Source organism: Phenylobacterium sp., from assembly GCF_022402485.1.
GTDB lineage: Bacteria > Pseudomonadota > Alphaproteobacteria > Caulobacterales > Caulobacteraceae > Phenylobacterium.
The window spans coordinates 26144-42964 of the sequence record NZ_JAKRSA010000001.1; the positions used below are offsets into that span (position 1 = coordinate 26144).

At 64.4% G+C, this 16821-nt stretch carries 16 protein-coding genes; 9 read left to right on the forward strand and 7 right to left on the reverse strand.

Annotated elements, in window-relative coordinates; genetic code table 11:
• Positions 1-182: 182 nt before the first annotated feature.
• Complete coding sequence (purB, locus tag MH112_RS00135; protein ID WP_296562487.1) at positions 183-1487, forward strand: adenylosuccinate lyase; 1305 nt, start codon at positions 183-185, stop codon at positions 1485-1487.
• A 10-nt stretch (positions 1488-1497) separates the two neighbouring features.
• On the opposite strand, the gene MH112_RS00140 is transcribed toward purB, so the two are convergent.
• Positions 1498-2727, reverse strand: coding sequence for a cation:proton antiporter (locus MH112_RS00140; RefSeq protein ID WP_296562489.1), 1230 nt, complete (start codon positions 2725-2727; stop codon positions 1498-1500).
• A gap of 247 nt (positions 2728-2974) precedes the next feature.
• Positions 2975-3298: a DUF1476 domain-containing protein gene (locus tag MH112_RS00145; protein WP_296562490.1), complete on the reverse strand. Its 324-nt coding sequence runs from the start codon at positions 3296-3298 to the stop codon at positions 2975-2977.
• Between the two features lie 273 nt (positions 3299-3571).
• Between MH112_RS00145 and purC the strand changes: the two genes are divergently transcribed.
• The 5 genes from purC (at position 3572) to MH112_RS00170 (ending at position 6954) form a co-directional block, all read left to right on the forward strand.
• Positions 3572-4327: a phosphoribosylaminoimidazolesuccinocarboxamide synthase gene (gene purC, locus MH112_RS00150; protein ID WP_296562492.1), complete on the forward strand. Its 756-nt coding sequence runs from the start codon at positions 3572-3574 to the stop codon at positions 4325-4327.
• Positions 4327-4566, forward strand: a complete 240-nt coding sequence (gene purS, locus MH112_RS00155) for a phosphoribosylformylglycinamidine synthase subunit PurS (protein WP_296562494.1) — start codon at positions 4327-4329, stop codon at positions 4564-4566. The genes purC and purS overlap by 1 nt, the downstream gene beginning before the upstream one ends.
• 17 nt (positions 4567-4583) lie before the next feature.
• Complete coding sequence (locus MH112_RS00160; RefSeq protein WP_296562495.1) at positions 4584-4949, forward strand: hypothetical protein; 366 nt, start codon at positions 4584-4586, stop codon at positions 4947-4949.
• A 60-nt stretch (positions 4950-5009) separates the two neighbouring features.
• Positions 5010-5672: a phosphoribosylformylglycinamidine synthase subunit PurQ gene (purQ, locus tag MH112_RS00165; protein ID WP_296562497.1), complete on the forward strand. Its 663-nt coding sequence runs from the start codon at positions 5010-5012 to the stop codon at positions 5670-5672.
• A gap of 85 nt (positions 5673-5757) precedes the next feature.
• Positions 5758-6954 carry an MFS transporter gene (locus MH112_RS00170; RefSeq protein WP_296562499.1) on the forward strand — a complete coding sequence of 399 codons (1197 nt, stop codon included), beginning with the start codon at positions 5758-5760 and terminating at the stop codon, positions 6952-6954.
• 2 nt (positions 6955-6956) lie between these two features.
• Here the strand turns inward: MH112_RS00170 and MH112_RS00175 are convergent, their stop codons facing one another.
• The 3 genes from MH112_RS00175 to MH112_RS00185 form a co-directional block, all read right to left on the reverse strand.
• A complete protein-coding gene (locus MH112_RS00175) occupies positions 6957-8828 on the reverse strand; it encodes a methyl-accepting chemotaxis protein (RefSeq protein ID WP_296562501.1) in 1872 nt (623 codons plus the stop codon).
• Between the two features lie 138 nt (positions 8829-8966).
• A complete protein-coding gene (locus tag MH112_RS00180; protein ID WP_296562502.1) occupies positions 8967-10973 on the reverse strand; it encodes a TonB-dependent receptor in 2007 nt (668 codons plus the stop codon).
• 28 nt (positions 10974-11001) lie between these two features.
• Positions 11002-11529, reverse strand: coding sequence for a hypothetical protein (locus tag MH112_RS00185; RefSeq protein WP_296562504.1), 528 nt, complete (start codon positions 11527-11529; stop codon positions 11002-11004).
• A 551-nt stretch (positions 11530-12080) separates the two neighbouring features.
• Here MH112_RS00185 and MH112_RS00190 point away from each other — a divergent pair.
• The 3 genes from MH112_RS00190 to MH112_RS00200 all read left to right on the forward strand — a co-directional run bounded on the left by MH112_RS00190 (position 12081) and on the right by MH112_RS00200 (position 15024).
• Positions 12081-12329, forward strand: coding sequence for a DUF3297 family protein (locus MH112_RS00190; protein WP_296562506.1), 249 nt, complete (start codon positions 12081-12083; stop codon positions 12327-12329).
• Between the two features lie 223 nt (positions 12330-12552).
• Positions 12553-14457 (forward strand): methyl-accepting chemotaxis protein, encoded by a 1905-nt coding sequence (locus tag MH112_RS00195; protein ID WP_296562507.1) that lies wholly within the window; start codon positions 12553-12555, stop codon positions 14455-14457.
• 90 nt (positions 14458-14547) lie between these two features.
• Positions 14548-15024, forward strand: coding sequence for a hypothetical protein (locus tag MH112_RS00200; protein ID WP_296562509.1), 477 nt, complete (start codon positions 14548-14550; stop codon positions 15022-15024).
• A gap of 152 nt (positions 15025-15176) precedes the next feature.
• Here the strand turns inward: MH112_RS00200 and MH112_RS00205 are convergent, their stop codons facing one another.
• Positions 15177-15617, reverse strand: a complete 441-nt coding sequence (locus tag MH112_RS00205) for a hypothetical protein (protein ID WP_296562510.1) — start codon at positions 15615-15617, stop codon at positions 15177-15179.
• Positions 15618-15822: 205 nt separating this feature from the next.
• Entirely contained in the window at positions 15823-16713 is an 891-nt protein-coding gene (locus MH112_RS00210) for a LysR substrate-binding domain-containing protein (RefSeq protein ID WP_296562512.1), read from the reverse strand.
• Positions 16714-16821 lie beyond the last annotated feature (108 nt).

The window sequence follows — 16821 nt, forward strand, 5'->3', positions numbered from 1 at the left end:
AGACTCGATAGCCCCCTCGTCTTGACAGGCAGGCGCCTTGGCCTCCATCAGCCGGGGCCCGAGCATGCTTCAACGGCCAGGCCAGCGCCTGGCCGTTGCAACTTGCTCCCACTCTTAAGCTAGAACGCGATTGTCCGGCGAAACCGCCGGCGCCTTGCCCACGCGCTCTATGGAGCCCGCCTATGATCCCCCGCTACGCCCGCGCCGAAGCCGCCGACATCTGGTCTCCCCAGACGCGGTTCAAGATCATGTTCGAGATCGAGGCGCATGCCGCCGACGCCATGGCCGAGCTGGGGGTGATCCCGAAGTCCGCTGCCGAGACGATCTGGGCCAAGGGCCGGGATGTGATCTGGGACGCCGAGCGCATCGACACCATCGAACGCGAAGTGAAGCACGACGTCATCGCCTTCCTGACCCATGTCACCGAGGTGGTGGGCCCCGAAGCCCGGTTCCTGCACCAGGGCATGACCTCATCGGACGTCAATGACACCGCCCTGGCCGTCCAGCTCAGCCGGGCGACCGACCTGCTGATCGAGGATGTGGATCTGGTTCTGGCCGCCCTGAAGGCCCGCGCCTTCGAGCACCGCATGACGCCGTGCGTGGGACGCAGTCACGCCATTCACGCCGAGCCGACCACCTTTGGCCTCAAGCTCGCCGGCCATTACGCCGAATTCCAGCGCGCCAAGGAGCGCCTGGCGATGGCCAAGTTCGAGATCGCCACCTGCGCGATCTCTGGGGCCGTCGGCACCTTCGCCAACGTCTCGCCTCAGGTCGAAGCCCATGTGGCCGAAAAGATGGGGCTGGCGGTGGAACCGGTCTCCACCCAGGTGATCCCGCGCGATCGCCATGCTGCCTATTTCTGTGCCCTGGCTGTGGTCGCCTCGTCCATCGAGCGGCTGGCTGTCGAGATCCGCCACCTGCAGCGCACGGAGGTCCTGGAGGCTGAGGAGCCGTTTGATCCCGGCCAGAAGGGGTCCAGCGCCATGCCCCACAAGCGCAACCCGATCCTGACCGAAAACCTGACGGGCCTGGCCCGCCTGATCCGCTCGGCCGCCGTGCCGGCCCTGGAAAACGTCGCCCTCTGGCACGAGCGGGACATCAGCCATTCGTCCGTGGAGCGCGGCATCGCGCCGGACGCCACCATCCACATGGACTTCGCCCTGCGCCGGCTGGCCAGCGTGATGCAGCGGCTGGTGATCTATCCGGAGAACATGGCCAAGAACCTCGACCGCCTGGGTGGTCTCGTCCACTCTCAGCGGGTGCTTCTGGCCCTGACCCAGATGGGCGCCTCACGGGAGGGCGGCTATGCGGCCGTCCAGCGTAACGCCATGAAGGTCTGGCGCGGCGAGGGTAACTTCCTCGACTTCCTGAAGGCTGATCCAGAGATCACCCTGGCCGATGAGGACCTCGAAGCCCTGTTCGACCTCGGCTACCACTTCAAGCATGTGGACACGGTCTTCGCCCGGGTGTTCGGCGAACAGGCCTGAAGCGATAGCCTCAGCCCTGGGCCGGCGCAAAGGCGGCGGCCGGGGCATCCGTCGGTGGGTCCTGCCTGGGCCGTGACAGGCGGTCAGCCAGACGGAACAGGAAGGGGTTGGCCAGGATCGAGATCAAGGCACCGGCCAGGACCAGGTCATGGGTGTCCCGCGCCATGATCCCGACGGAGACCCCCACGCCGGCCAGGATGAAGGAGAACTCGCCGATCTGCGCCAGACTGGCGGCGATCATCAGACTCGATCGCTTCTCCACCTTGAACAGGCTGGTGATCGCCAGGGCGGCGGCAGACTTGCCCACCACGATGATCATCACCACGGCGAGGACCGCCAGGGGGCGCTCCACCAGCACATTGGGGTCAAACAGCATGCCCACAGAGACGAAAAACAGCACGGCGAAAGCGTCGCGCAGCGGCAAGGACCGTTCGGCGGCATTCTGACCCAAGGGTGAACTGCTCAGCACCACCCCGGCGACAAAGGCCCCCAGAGCAAAGGAGGCCCCGAACACGGCATAGGCCAGATAGGCGATCCCCAGGGCGATGGCCAACACACCTAAGGTGAACAGCTCCCGGGACTTGGTGTGAGCGATCCGAACCAGCAGCCAGGGCAGAACCCGGGCACCCACGATCATCATGAAAGCGATGAAAACGGTGATCTGCAGCAGGGTCCCGCCAATGCTGAGGACGAGCCCGCCAGCCGTTCCGCCCGCCTGGCTCAACGCCATTAATGGCACCAGCACCAGGGCGACCACCATCACCAGGTCCTCAACGATCAGCCAGCCCACGGCGGTCTGTCCGGCTTCGGTCTTCAGCGCCTTACGCTCCTCAATGGCGCGCAGGAGAACCACCGTCGAAGCCACCGAGAGGGTCAGGCCAAATAGCGCAGCCTCCCCATTGGAGAATCCCAGCAAGCGGCCCGTGCCCCAACCAAGGGCCGTCGCCACTGCGATCTGAACCAGGGCACCGGGCACAGCGATCCGGCGCACCTTGAGCAGGTCCGCCGGGGAGAAGTGCAGTCCCACCCCGAACATCAACAGAATGACCCCGATCTCGGCCAGCTGGCCCGCCAGGGAGACATCGGCGACCCAGCCCGGCGTAAAGGGGCCCACCGCAACGCCTGCCAACAGATAGCCGACCAGAGGCGACAGCCTGAGCCGGTGGGCCACCATGCCCAGCACGAAGGCCAGGACGAACCCTCCCACCAAGGTCAAGATCAGGGAGTGGTCGTGGGGCATGGCACTCCCATTGCGGCGTACGGTCGCTGATCGGGCCGCGGAAATCGCAAGCCCTTCACCATCCGTGATTTCAACAGTGGGATCAGGGGTAACCGATTGGCGCGACCAGCGCCATCGCCCCACTCAGCTTGTTCGCCCGAGATAGCGCTGGCGCCTGCCATGGGCCTTTCGGGCAACCACGGATGCTGGCCGAAGGGTCAGGTGAGGTCTCCGTCACTGAGACCCTCACAAAGACGCGCGCCGTAGCCTATTGGCCGGTGCGGTACTGTTCGCGGGCCTGGGCCAGGAACTCATCCATTTTCATGCGGACTTCACCCTCGGTGACCTGAACGCCGGAGCCCTTCAGGTCTTCGAAAACCTTACGGAACACGTCCTCTTCGCCAGGCTGCTCCAGATCGGAGCGAACCACCGCCTGGGCGTAGGTCGCCACGCGGTCCTCGGCCAGGCCCATCAGGCCAGCCGCCCATTCGCCAAGCATGCGGTTGCGCCGCGCGCTGGCCTTGAATTCCTGTTCCTGATCGAGTGCGAACTTCCTTTCGAAGCCCTTCTCACGCTCGTCAAAGGTGGTCATACGGTCCCCGATATGCGGCACATTGCAGGCTGCATACCTCCCGATGCCGCGCCCCGCAATCGAAACAGACGAGTTGCCTGTCGTTCGCATCGGGGCTCCGGCGCGGCTTGCTGTGCCGCGTTCACAGGGTTTGCGCCCCAGCCGCCCATCCGCTAATTTCATAACGCCTCATGTCGAACGAGAGGCCGAGTCGGAACCGCGCGTGGAGCCCGCTGCGCGCGTTTTTTCATTTCCGATGGCGGCAAGCCCTCGTTCTGGGAGAAGGCGTTGCAGATGACCCGCCGCAAAAAGATCTACGAGGGCAAGGCCAAGATCCTCTACGAGGGTCCCGAGCCCGGCACCCTGATCCAGTACTTCAAGGACGACACCACCGCCTTTGACGCGACCAAAAAGGCTGTGCTCGAGGGCAAGGGCGTCATCAACAACCGCATCAGCGAGTTCGTGATGACCCGGTTGAACTCCATCGGGGTGCAGAACCACTTCATCAAGCGGCTGAACCTCCGAGAGCAGCTGATCCGGGAAGTGGAGATCATTCCGCTGGAAGTGGTTTGCCGCAACATAGCCGCTGGCTCGCTTTCGACCCGACTGGGTCTGCCCGAAGGTCAGCCCCTGCCCCGCTCGATCATCGAGTTCTTCCTGAAGGACGATAAGCTCCACGACCCGATGGTCACGGAGGAGCACATCACGGCGTTCAACTGGGCCTCGACCCAGGAGATCGACGACATCATGGCCCTGACGCTTCGGGTCAACGACTACCTCACGGGCATGTTCGGCGCGGTTGGCATCACCCTGGTGGACTTCAAAATCGAGTTCGGACGCATCTGGGAGAATGACTTTGGGCGCGTGATCCTGGCCGATGAGATCAGCCCGGATTCCTGCCGCCTCTGGGACTCCACGACCAATGAAAAGCTCGACAAGGACCGCTTTCGGCGGGACTTGGGCGACGTGATCGAGAGCTATACCGAGGTGGCCCGCCGCCTGGGCATCATGAAAGAGATGCCGACCGTGATCCAAGGAGGACTGCACTAGTGAAGGCCAAGGTCCACGTCTTCCTCAAGCCCGGCGTCCTGGATGTCCAGGGCAAGGCTGTCGAGCAGGCCCTGCATGGTTTGGGCTGGACCGGCGTCGAAGGCGTCCGCGTCGGCAAGACCATCGAGTTCGATCTCGCCGCCCATGACCGCGCCGCAGCTGAGGCCGAGGTCAAGGCGATGTGCGACAAGCTGTTGGCCAACACCGTGATCGAAAGCTACCGGGTCGAGCTGACGTGAAGTCTTGGGGCGTCCTGGTGCCTTCGCTTCTGGCGCTTGGCCTCGGAGCATGCGCGCCTTCGGGTCCGGCCCCCGTCACCGCTTACACGCTCGATTGCACCCAGGGTTTTGACGCCATTCGCGCCGACATACTCGCCCGCCCGAGCGTGAAGCCAGCGCCCGATGCGCCGGGGGAGCCCTATGAGACCTTCAATGAAGAGAGCGGCCGGGCCTCCTATATTTTCACCAAGCCCGAAGCTCCGGCCCATCCGGCGGTGTTCATCCAGACCGCCACGCGGCGAGATGGGGCCAGGGTGATGGAACACGAAGGCTGCGCCATGGGCGATCCCGCCGCCTATGACCAACTTCTCGCCTACTGGGAGTCAGTGGCCGCCGCCCGGTGACCGCTCTCCACCCGGCCCTGCCGCCGGCTCAACTCTGGAACGATCAGGTTCGAACGCGACATGAAAGCCGCCGTCATCGTTTTCCCCGGCTCCAACTGCGACCGCGACTGCAAGGTCGCCGTGGAGCGCTCCACGGGGGCCCAAGTGGAGATGGTCTGGCACGGCGATACCGCCCTGCCCTCTGGCCTCGATCTCATCGTCCTGCCTGGGGGGTTCTCCTATGGAGACTACCTTCGCTGCGGGGCCATGGCGGCATTGTCGCCGGTGATGGCCGAGGTCAAGGCCGCGGCTGAACGGGGCGTGGCCACGGTCGGCATCTGCAATGGGTTTCAGGTGCTGTGCGAGGCAGGTCTTCTGCCCGGTGCCCTGCTGCAGAACGAACGGCTGAAATATGTCTGCAAGCCTGTGACCCTCGAGGTCACCAACGCCCAGACCCGGTTCACCTCCGGCTATGGCGGCCGGCGCGAAGTGGTCATGACCGTGGGCAACGGCGAAGGAAACTATTTCGCCGATGAAGCCACCCTCGAGCGGCTTGAGGGCGAGGGCCAGGTGGTGTTCCGCTACCGCGACAACCCTAATGGCTCGGCCCGCGACATCGCTGGCATCATCAACCCCAAGGGTAATGTGCTCGGTATGATGCCGCATCCCGACCGGGCCTTCGAGGCCGAGCTGGGCTCCGCCGATGGGGCCCTCCTCTTCCAGAGCGCTCTGGCCAGCGCCTGAACCTGGACCGGCCTTAGCCGGCCCATATCCAGCGAACGACGCAATAGATTGGTCTGATAGCCCCAGGCGGGCTATGCGCTGTGTCATGTCTTCTGCTGAGTCCGCCCCGCCGCCGCCCAGCGCCCTGGCCGTCCCGGTCCTCATGGGCGTGGTGTTCCTGAGCCTGATTGGCTTTGGGGTGGTGATCCCGCTGCTGCCCTTCTATGCGACGGTATTTGACGCGACCCCTTGGCAAGTGACCTTGATGTTCGCGGTGTTCGCGGCAGGGCAGTTCTTTGGCGAGCTGATCTGGGGCCGGCTGTCGGACAAGATTGGTCGCAAGCCAGTGATCCTCGGCACCATTCTGATGGCCGCCCTGGGCTATGTGGCCCTGGCCTTCGCCCCCAACATCTGGTTCGCCATCGCCGCCCGGGCGGTCGCCGGGGTGTTCAGCGGCAATATCTCGACGATCCAGGGCTATATCGTTGATGTCACGCCGCAGGAAAAGCTGGCCGGACGGCTTGGCCTGATCGGCTCGGCCTTCGGCATCGGCTTTGTGGTTGGGCCCCTGCTTGGGGGGCTCATGGCCCGTCCAGAGCTTGGTGCCGCGGGATTCCAGCCGCCCCTGCTGACAGCGGCGGCGCTCTGTGTGGCTGGCGCGGTGGGTGCTGCGGTGTTCGTCCGCGAGAGCCGGTCGCGGGCAGCGGCTTCCGCCCGGCGCCCAGGTCCACTTCAGGCTCTGGCCCAGACCATCGGCGATCCCACCCTTCGTCGGCTCATGGCCGGGACCTTCCTCTCGTTCGCCGGGTTTTCCGCCATGTGGTCGATCTTCGGCCTCTGGGGCGCTGCCGAGTACGGTTGGGGCCCGAAAATGATCGGCTTTGTCATGGCCTTGACCGGGGTCGCCGCCGCCACCAGCCAGGGCCTGCTGTCAGGGTGGGCCGTGCGGCGCATTGGCGAGCGGCCCACGGTGCTGATCGGTCTGAGCGTGACGTCAGCCTTTCTGTTCCTGGAGGCGCTTCGGCCCCCCGTGATCATTGCCATAATCCTGATGATCGTGCTGGTGATCGGCCACACCACCAGTCAGCCCGCCACCTCGGCGCTGATCTCCCGCGCCGCCCCCTCAGATCGCCAGGGCGAGACCCTGGGGGCCAACAATGCCTCCAGCGCCGCGGCAAGGGTCCTGGGCCCCGTCATGGCGGGCTTTCTGTTCTCCGGGGTCGGGACCTGGGCCCCCTTTGTCCTGGCCGGCATACTGATGGTGCCCGCCGCGATCCTCATCGGGCTGCAGGGACGGCGCTGACCTCAGGCGGCGTGACGCCCCTGCAGCCGCTCACCGGCCCGTCGCGGCTGCGAATTCAAGGCTGCCGCCCCGATCTTGAACCCGCCCACCAGGCGGCTCAGTTCCGTGGCTTCCGCTCGCAGGGCATGGCTGGCCGCCGTGGCCTCCTCCACCATGGCGGCGTTCTGCTGCGTCACCTGGTCCATCCGGTTGACCGCGTCATTGACCTCGTTGAGGCCAATGGCCTGTTCCTGAGCGCTGGCGGCGATCTCCGAGACCAGGGTGTCGATCTGCTCGACCTGGACCACGATCTGACGCAGGGCCGCCCCGGTTCGTCCGACCAGATCGACCCCGGCACCGACCTGCTGGGTCGAGGTGCTGATCAGCGCCTTGATCTCCTTGGCCGCATCGGCTGAGCGCTGGGCCAGCGCCCGCACCTCTGAGGCCACCACGGCAAAGCCGCGGCCCGCATCGCCGGCCCGGGCGGCCTCGACGCCTGCGTTCAACGCCAGAAGGTTGGTCTGGAAGGCGATCTCGTCGATGACGCCGATGATCTGGGTGATTTCAGCCGACGATTTTTCAATGCCGCCCATCGCCGCGATAGCCTGCTCCACGACCTTGCCCCCCTCGCCGGCCCCCGTTCGAGCGGTGAGTACAGCGGCTCGGGCATCATTGGCCCCCTCGGCGGATTTGCGCACTGTGGCCGTGATCTCATCCAGAGCCGCAGCGGTTTCTTCCAGGCTGGCAGCCTGCTGCTCGGTGCGCCGGGAGAGATCGTCCGAGGCTCCGGAAATCTCGTCGGCACCAGAGCTGATCTGGCCGACATTGGCACTGATGACCCGCATGGCGTCCTGCAGCTTGGCCACGGCGGCGTTGAAGTCCGCCCGCAGCTGTTCGTACTCGCTGGTGAAGGGGTCATTGAGCCGATGGGTCAGATCGCCATCGGACAAGCGCGACAGACCCGTGGCCAGGGCATGGACCACGGCGGCCTGGGCGGCCTGGCTCTCTGCGCGCTCCAGTTCCACTTGGTCGCGCATAGATGCCTCGCGGGCGTCGCTGGCCTGCTGGGCCTCATGCAGGTTGGCCAGTCGGCGCTGGTTGTCCTGGAAGACCTTCAGGCCTCGTAGGATGGCGCCCAGCTCATCATTGCGCTCCAGCCGGTCGAGATCTTGCCCCGCCTCGCCCGCCGCCAGAGCCTCTGTGGCGCCGGCAATGCTGTCGATCGCCCGGCGCACGCCCAGCACGACCACCACCGAAAGACCGGCCACCGCCAGCAGGGTGAGCAGGGAGCCGATCATGAAGACGCGCCCAGCAAGCTGCCCTTGGGCGGCACTGTCGGCTGCGCGGCGTTCGGCATCGGCCTGGACGGCGCCTGTGGCCTTCTGCAGGGTCTCTGTCATGCGGGCATAGTGCTCTTCGAACGGCTGCACGAAGGCGACCGCTGTGCCGAAGTCCACCGCCATCATCGACACCACCACCTCAACGCCCCCCCGATAGTCCGTGAGGTCCTGGGCCAGATCGGTGACACGGGCCTGTTCTGCGGCCGGAAGGCGAGGTTTCAAGGCCTCCAGGTCGGACTTAATGGCGTCCACCTCGCCCATGAGGGCGGTGAGCTCCGCCGTAGAGTCCGGGGCGGCAAACGGGTCGGCCGCGCCCGCCTGCCGGGTCAGTAGCTGGTAGATCGTCAAGTGGGCCACAGCGACCCGGCGCGACACGGCCGCCAGCTCAAGCCCGGTCTGCATATCCTCCTCGACGATACGGTCCAGGGCCTGAGACTGCTGCTGCTGGCTGAAGAAGGCACCACCCGTGACCAAGGCCAGCATCAGCACGGCGAACAATGGCGCCAGGGCCATCTTCACCACGAGTGACAGGTCAGCAAAGCGAAGCGATCTCATTTCTGATCTCCATGAACCCGCCGCCCGGGGCGGGGGCGCAGCCGTCGACAAAAATCAAGGGGCCGCGCCGTACTCCTGGCGCGACCCCCTGGGGCGGCCCCACCCCAGGGGGGAGGGGTGGCGTGGGGCCGGTTGGGACTACCAGTCCTTGCTGAGGGTCATGAAGACCCGGCGCTCGGCGGCCAGGCCGCTGGTCTGACGTTGGGCGTCGTCCAGCAGGTTCTGACCGCTGACCGCCAACGTCATGCCGTTGGGCAGCTCGCGGGCGATCCGGCCGGCGAAGGTCATGTGACCTTCCACGGGCTGCAGAGCGGCGTTGTAGTAAAGCGACTTGTCGCCTTCGAAGCGGGCGAAGGTGTCCACCGACCACAGCTCATTGGCCCAGCCAATGTTCACATTGGCCCGGTGTTCCGGGGTGGTCTCGGAGAAGGCGGCATAGCGGATGGCGGTATTGTAGCCACGATCAGCGCTGTCCTCGATGTCGGTGAAGACGTAGTTGGCGCTCCAATGGAAGCCGTCAGCGACCTGACCTTCGGCGGTCAGCTCAAAGCCCCGCATCTCAGACTCACCAATATTGACGAAGCTGTAGACCGGCAGACTGATCGGGGTGGCCGGGGAGTCGGCCTGAACCCCATTGGGCTGACCCTTCACGTCCTCGCTTTTCTGGGCGAAGAGCTTAATCCCGACCTTGCCGCCGATCTGCGGCATATCGCGGGAATAACCGAGACCGAAGTTGGTCACCACGGTGGGATCCAGGGTCGGATTGCCCGTAAACGCGCCGCGGAAGGTCGGGGTAACCGCCACCAGCTGCAGACCGCCGAGGTCCACAAGGGTGGGCAGCTGCACGCCCCGGGCATAGGTGGCCCGGAAGGTGTCTGAGGGTGTGGCGCTCCACACGGCACCGAGGTTGTAGGTGGTTTCCTTCAGGCTGCGATCCCAAAGGGCGTTGGTCACCGGCGGCAGGCCGACGGGGAAGCGACCCTGGCGCTGAAGATCCAGGGCGTCATGTCGGGCGGCGGCCGTGAGGGAAAGCGTGTCGCTCACCTGCCAGTTCCACATCCCCGACACCGACATCACGTCATAGCTGATGATGCCGCCAGGCATGGGCGCGGTAGGCATCTCATTGTTGCGCTGTTCCACACCGACCCGGAAGGTGTGCTGGGCACCGACCTTGAACAGGTTTTGCAGGCTGAAAACCTGAATGGTGTTCTCGTAGCGGGTGGGCACCGCCGCGATCTCGGTCTTCACCGTCAGGTCATTCTGATAGGCCGAGGCCTGGATCAGACCAAACTGCGAGTCCCAGCTCAGCGTACCCTTCACCGAGTGGTTCAGGTACTTGGCCGGCGCATAGGCGTAGGTAGAGATGATGTCGGTCTGGATGGTGCTGGCATAGCCACCCTCCACCCGGAGCTCCACCTTGTCAGACAGCTGCGCGACAGCGTCGACATTGGCGGTCAGACGCTCGGGATCCAGGAACAGGCGGTCGAGGGAACCGGTGTTATTGTCCCACTCATCTTCTTTCGAGGAGCCCGCCGTCAAACGGGCCGACAGGCGCTCGCCGAGCTTCAGGGTCTGGCCGAGGGCCAACTCCTGGTAGTCTCCGGTTCCGGCTCGGACGGTGGCGAAACTCTCGTCGTCGAACTTCGGATTGTAGGTGATGATGTTCACCACCCCGGCCACGGCGTTGAAGCCGAACAGCGCGGAATTGGGGCCCTTGACCACTTCGATCTGGCGGATTTCCTCCAGACGCACCGGCAGGGTCGTCCAGGCGGTATAGCCATAGTGGTCGAGATAGGCCTGACGGCCGTTGACCAGCACCAGCAGGCGGGCTGAGCGGGCCTGGTTGTAGCCGCGGACTCCCACGTCGGTATGGCCAGCACTCCAGGCCTGGACATCGACGCCGGCCACCCGCGACAGGATGGTGGGCAGATCCGTGGCGCCCGAACGACGGATTTCGTCGGCCGAGATGATGTCCATATCCACGGGCGCCTGGCTTGAGCGCTGGGGAGAGCCGGTGGCGCTGGTGGTCACCGGTTCATTGAACAGCAGCTCCAGGGAGCCGTAGTCGATGGACTGGGCGCTGGCGGGAAGGGCTGTCAGGGCGAGGCCGGCAGCGGCGCCGGCAAACAGGAAGGACTTAAACATGGGTGATGGCTCCTGGCGTCGCGCCGGCTCAGACTTCTTTGATCATCATGCGAAAGGCGGCCTTGAAGGCAGCGCCCACGGCCGAGGCCGTCGCACGATTGACGATGATTTCGACCTTGGGCTGGGTCGCCACAGCCATGACGCAGGCACCTGAGGTGGCGCAGGCTGCGTCAGAGGAAATGGTGATGATCTTCTTGCCCCGGGCCGCTGCGCCGACCGCGGCGTAGTTCACACCACTGGTGACGAAGAAGACCTGGGCGTTGGAGCCGCCCACTGCGCCGGCTTCCACGGCTGTGCCCACCAGTTTGATGGCGCCGGCATCATAGCCCGACCCGATGGCGGCCATGACGGCGTTCTTTTCAGCTACCGAGGCCGGCTTGGACGGGTCGAAGACCACGCCCATGCGGGTAGCACCGGTTGGGCCGCCCTCCAGAAAGGTCAGAGCCCGTCCAGCAACCTGGAGGTTCTTGGCAGCATCGGCGTGGGCCACGGCCGGAAGGGCCAGGGCGGTAGCGCACAAAACAGCAGACGCTGACTTGGCGTATCGTGTGAACATGAGTGATCCCCTCACCCGCCTTTTTGCGGGCTGAATGGCGGGATATCGGTCTCAGAGATGCAAACAGAACCTTAACCGACCTCATGGATATCGCGAATAGAACGTCGGTATGCGATGTTTTATACTATACTGCTATGTATTCAACATCACTATTTGTGTAACATGAGCGTAACAATTCATACGAATTTTGGCCTTCTACACAATGTTGTTTTAATTAATGCCGGTATAGGCCTATCCTGAATCGCCCTACACATCAATATTGGAGACCTTGACTTGGGGCCTATCCATTAACCTACTGACGGTCTGAGCGCGAAAGTTTTCACGGTAGACGCTGTCTTCTGGGATTGATGGCGGATTGTCGCAGCCCCCGGAGAGATTGTCGCACCCCCCCTTCCGGACCCCTGGAACCCACAGGTTCAGCGCCTGTCCGCGCGCGACGCGGCAACGGGACTCACGGTTGAACGTCCGCCCCGACACCGACGCATAGGTCGGGGCTTGGTTCAGCTGAGCATTCTGGCCTATGAACCAAGGCCACACTGGAGCCGCCGACCATGACCGCTGAGACACCCCCAGACCGCCTGGCCACCAATCCGGACAGCCCTCACTATGATGAGGCGGTTCTGGCGCGGGGCGTAGGGATCCGGTTCAAGGGCGTCGAGAAGACCAATGTCGACGAGTATTGCGTCAGCGAAGGCTGGGTCCGACTGGCTGTCGGCAAGACCCTTGATCGCAAGGGCAACCCGGTCACCGTAAAGCTGCAGGGTGAGGTCGAGCCCTACTTTCGAGATACGGCGGATTGAGCCTCAGGCCTGCGAAATGGCCCCCGGCTTCGCTCTACGCCCCGCCACACCGCACGGCTTAGCCATCGAGGCTTCACTGACGGCCGGCCCACCCAAATCAAGTAACCCAAACCGAGGTGACCTCATTTTAGGCGCGTGATGCCCAAAAAATAAACACCTGATTTACCCGCGCCTGCCAAAGCCAGCCCCAGAGTAGATTGGCTTTCAGTCTGGAGTTGGGTCCTTGCATCGCTTCAATATTTCAACGCGAATTGTCATCGGGTTTCTATTTCTGCTTGTGCTCATGACCGGTCTGACCGTGGGCTCAATCGCCCAGGTCAACCAGGTCAAGGACAACCTGGCTGAGATCAATCAGGTCAACAGCGTCAAGCAGCGCTACGCGATCAATTTCCGCGGCAGCGTACATGACCGAGCCATCGCCATTCGCGATGTGGTGATGCTGGAGGATCCCGCTCAAGTTCAAGGCCAGCTGAACCTGATCGACAAGCTTGCGGCCGACTATGCGCGCAACGAGGAACTGATGGCGAAGATGATCGCCAATGCCCCCGCTGAGGAGCAGAAGATCATCGCCGATATCGCCGCCATTCAGGCTCAGACCAACCCCCTGGTGGCCCAGGTGATCGACCTCGAGGCCCAGGGACAGACCGATGCCGCTCGCGCCCTGCTCAACAGCGAGGTGGGCCCCCTGTTCGGCGAGTGGCTGAAGACCATCAACGTGTTCATCGACCTGCAGGAAGCGCGCAACCAGGCTGTGGGCGGCCAAGTGGAAAAGGCCGCCAGCGGCTTCCAGACCCTGGCCCTGTCCTCCCTGCTCGGGGCCACACTCCTGGCGATCTTGGCCTCCTGGCTGACCACCCGCTCCATCACCCACCCGGTAAACCGTCTGGCCCGGGTCATGTCGGTCCTGGCGGGTGGCAACTATCGCACCGAGGTGTCTGAGACCGAGCGGGGCGACGAAATTGGCGCCATGGCCCGTACGGTCGAAGTCTTCCGGCAGAATGGGCTGAGAGTGGCTGAGATGACCGAGGCCGAGGCCGCCAGTGAACTGGCCGCCGCCGCTGAGCGTGAGGCCAGTGAGGCCGAGCGTCTGGAGGCCGCCCAGGCCCAGGCCATGGTGGTTCAGACCCTGGCCAACGGATTGGAAAATCTGTCCGCGGGCAAGCTCAACTTCACCCTCGACGCCCCCTTCCCCCCTGCCTACGAAGCCCTTCGGGCGAACTTCAACACGGCGGTGTCCAGGCTTCACGACACGATCGCCACCTTCGCAACCTCGACCAGCAGCCTGCGGAGCAGTGCCCAGGAGGTCAGCCATGGGGCTGACGAGCTGTCCCGGCGCACCGAGCAGCAGGCCGCAAGCCTGGAAGAGACCGCAGCCGCTCTCGAAGAGATCACCGTCACCGTCAGCAAGACCGCCGATGGTGCCCGACAGGCCCATGGGGTGGTCAATTCCGCCCGTGCCGATGCCCATACCTCCAGCGAGATCGTGGCCGACGCCGTCGCCGCCATGGGTCAGATCGAGGCTTCAGCCAGCCAGATCAGCCAGATTATCGGCGTCATCGACGAGATCGCCTTCCAGACCAACCTTCTGGCCCTCAACGCCGGTGTCGAGGCCGCCCGCGCCGGCGAAGCCGGTCGAGGCTTTGCCGTGGTCGCCTCAGAGGTGCGCGCCCTGGCCCAACGCTCAGCCGACGCGGCCAAGGAGATCAAGTCGCTGATCTCCAACTCGGCGCAGCAAGTGGGCGCTGGCGTCGACCTGGTGGGCAAGACTGGCGAGGCCCTGCGTCGGATCGCCGGTCAGGTCAGCCAGATCACCGACCTGGTGACCGAGATCGCCGCCAGTGCGCAGGAACAGGCCGCAGGCCTGGCCCAGGTCAATACGGCCGTCAGCCATATGGATCAGATGACCCAGCAGAACGCGGCCATGGTGGAGGAATCCACCGCAGCCAGCCGCACGCTGTCGGATCAATCGGCCGAGCTGGCTCAGCTGATCACCGGCTTCCAGATCAACCGAACCGCGGCGCAGCCGACCGCCAGCCGGACCCCGGCGCGCATGACGGTGGTCCGCGAGGGTGCCACCCTGCGCAAGGTGGCCGCAGCGCCGGCGGCGGACACCTGGACCGATTTTTGAGTAGGCTGACTCCCGCTGCCTCAGGACCCTGTCTTGGGGTGGCGGGATCATTGGTGTAATCGTACCTGACCGCAGTCATGGGGTCTGGAATTGGTTCTGATCGCCTCCGCATTCGCCCTCGCGCTATTGGCGCAGGAGAGCCAGGCCACTTTGCAGTCCTGTGTGTTCGAGGCGGACGGCTGGGTCTGCCGCTACCGGGTTCCTGACGCCATCTATCGCCCAGAGCTCGCAGTGCCTTTACCGGCTCCGGTGCTGCCTCCCGTCTCCGCTCCTGCCCCTGCTCCCGTCTCCGACCTGCCCCAGGCAGCTCCAGATGAAGAGGCTCTGCGTCAGGCCCGACTGATCAGCCGTTGCGCCGACGCGCACTGGCTCTCCCTCTGCACCCCTGATGATCGTCGTCAGGCCAAGGCCCTGCAGGCGCGCGCCTTGGCGCGGGAGGCCCTGCGCTTGGAGGTGGCCGGCCTGGTGGCCAAGGATCAGTGTCCCGAGGCGATAAAGACGGCCCTGGAAGGGGGAGACCTCGATCTCGCCAAAGAGATCCGCGCCTTTTGCGCCCCTCAGAACTGAGGCTCCCCCGGCGGGGTATAGCGTCAGCACCCTCGACGCGGACCCCTTGAAACCAGCCCATGAAAAAACCGCCACCCCTGAGGAGTGGCGGTTTCCATTTGCCGGTCGAACCTGAACGCTTCAGGCGCGATTGAGGTCAGGGACCAGTGAGATCAGGGACGAGCAACCGGTCCGCAAACCCGGCCATCGGGGCAAGGCGCAATGTGCACCTGCGGCGGCTCGACCGTCACCTGGGACGGCTTCACCCGGACATCGGGGGCGTGCAGATAGATTTGAGCCGGGGCCACACGGATCGGCGGCGCCTCCACATAGATCGGCGGTCCCTGAATATCGATCCGGCCCGAAGGCACATAGACAGGCTGAGAGTGGATACGGACGGCTGGACCGCCTGTATGGCGGACATTCCACGGCACGCCCGGGGTATAGAACACATGCTCCTGCGGGCAGTAGCAGTTGGCGTGCCCCGGATGACCCGGATGAGACGGACCGCAGTTCTGGTAGCTGGGTTGAGCCGCAGTCGGGTGATACTGGGCGCTGGCCGCGCCCGCTGTAGCCAGAACGGCGAAAACCGCCAATGACGCTGCTTTAAGCATAAAAGAACCATCCCCCAATTTGATCATTTAAGGGCTGGCGAACGGCCATCAGCCCCTACGCTGACGAAATCTTGTTAGGACGGAATGCCGCACCTGACAAGGTTCGTTAACCATAGTTATCCTGAAGGTTAACCGGCCCATTCAAGGGGTGCAGACAGGTTCGCCTGACAGGCGATCTGTTGAGGCATGTTTCAACTGTTGCGGGTCAAACCCGCGCCTGAGTCCGCCGGTCCATGGCCTGTAGAACATGCTCTGCCAGCTGCTCTGCGGCCGCAGGTATGGCACCGCGGGGTCGCATCAAGGCAATCTCAGCGTCCGCCAGAGGCGGCAGACCGCTCTCCTCTCCCAGAATCACAAGATCTGGCGGTGCCATGTCCCGGGGCAGCACCGTCGCGCCGAGGCCGGCACGCAAGGCCGCCTGCTGACCCGCCAGAGAGGGACTGGTATAGGCCGCACGCCAGGCGAGACCGGTGGCCTCCAAAGCGGCGATTGCACGCTTACGGTAGACACAGGGCGACGGAGCCAGGACCAGGGGAATACGTCCCCCCGACGTCATGACCGCTGCATCTGCGGCAACCCAGACCAGGGGCTCACGCCAGACCCGCACGCCCATATCAGGCCCCAGGGGCTCGCGCTTGACCAGCACCATGTCGAACGCCCCATCGCGCAGCCCCTCCAGGAGCCGAAGGGTGAGGTCGCAGGTGACGGTCATCGCCACCTGAGGATGGGCTCGGACAAACGCACCAAGGATCTCTGGCAGGTAGAGCGTAGCGAAGTCCTCCGGGGCCCCCAGACGAACCTCGCCAGCCAGATCATCACCCCGTAGGCCGGCGATGATCTCATCATTGAGCCGCAGCAGTCGGCGCGCCTGCGGCAACAGCCCCTCACCGTCCGCGGTCAGGACCACCCGACGGGGATCGCGGGTAAACAGAGTCGCCCCTAATCGACCTTCCAGTCGTCGCAATTGCAGACTGACGGCCGATTGGGTCAGACCCAAGCGTTCACCGGCCCGGGTAAAGTTCTGAGTTTCAGCAATAGCGACGAAGGTGCGGACGAGGTCCAGGTCCAAGGTCTCGAACCGCGCGCGCTCTGACATGATCACCCATCCTAACTCAAAATTTTTTCTTTGTAATCTGGCGGTTGGACCATTACCCAGGCCGCCAGATCACAAGATTGCAGTGGAAAGACGCGTCCGTCTTCTCTG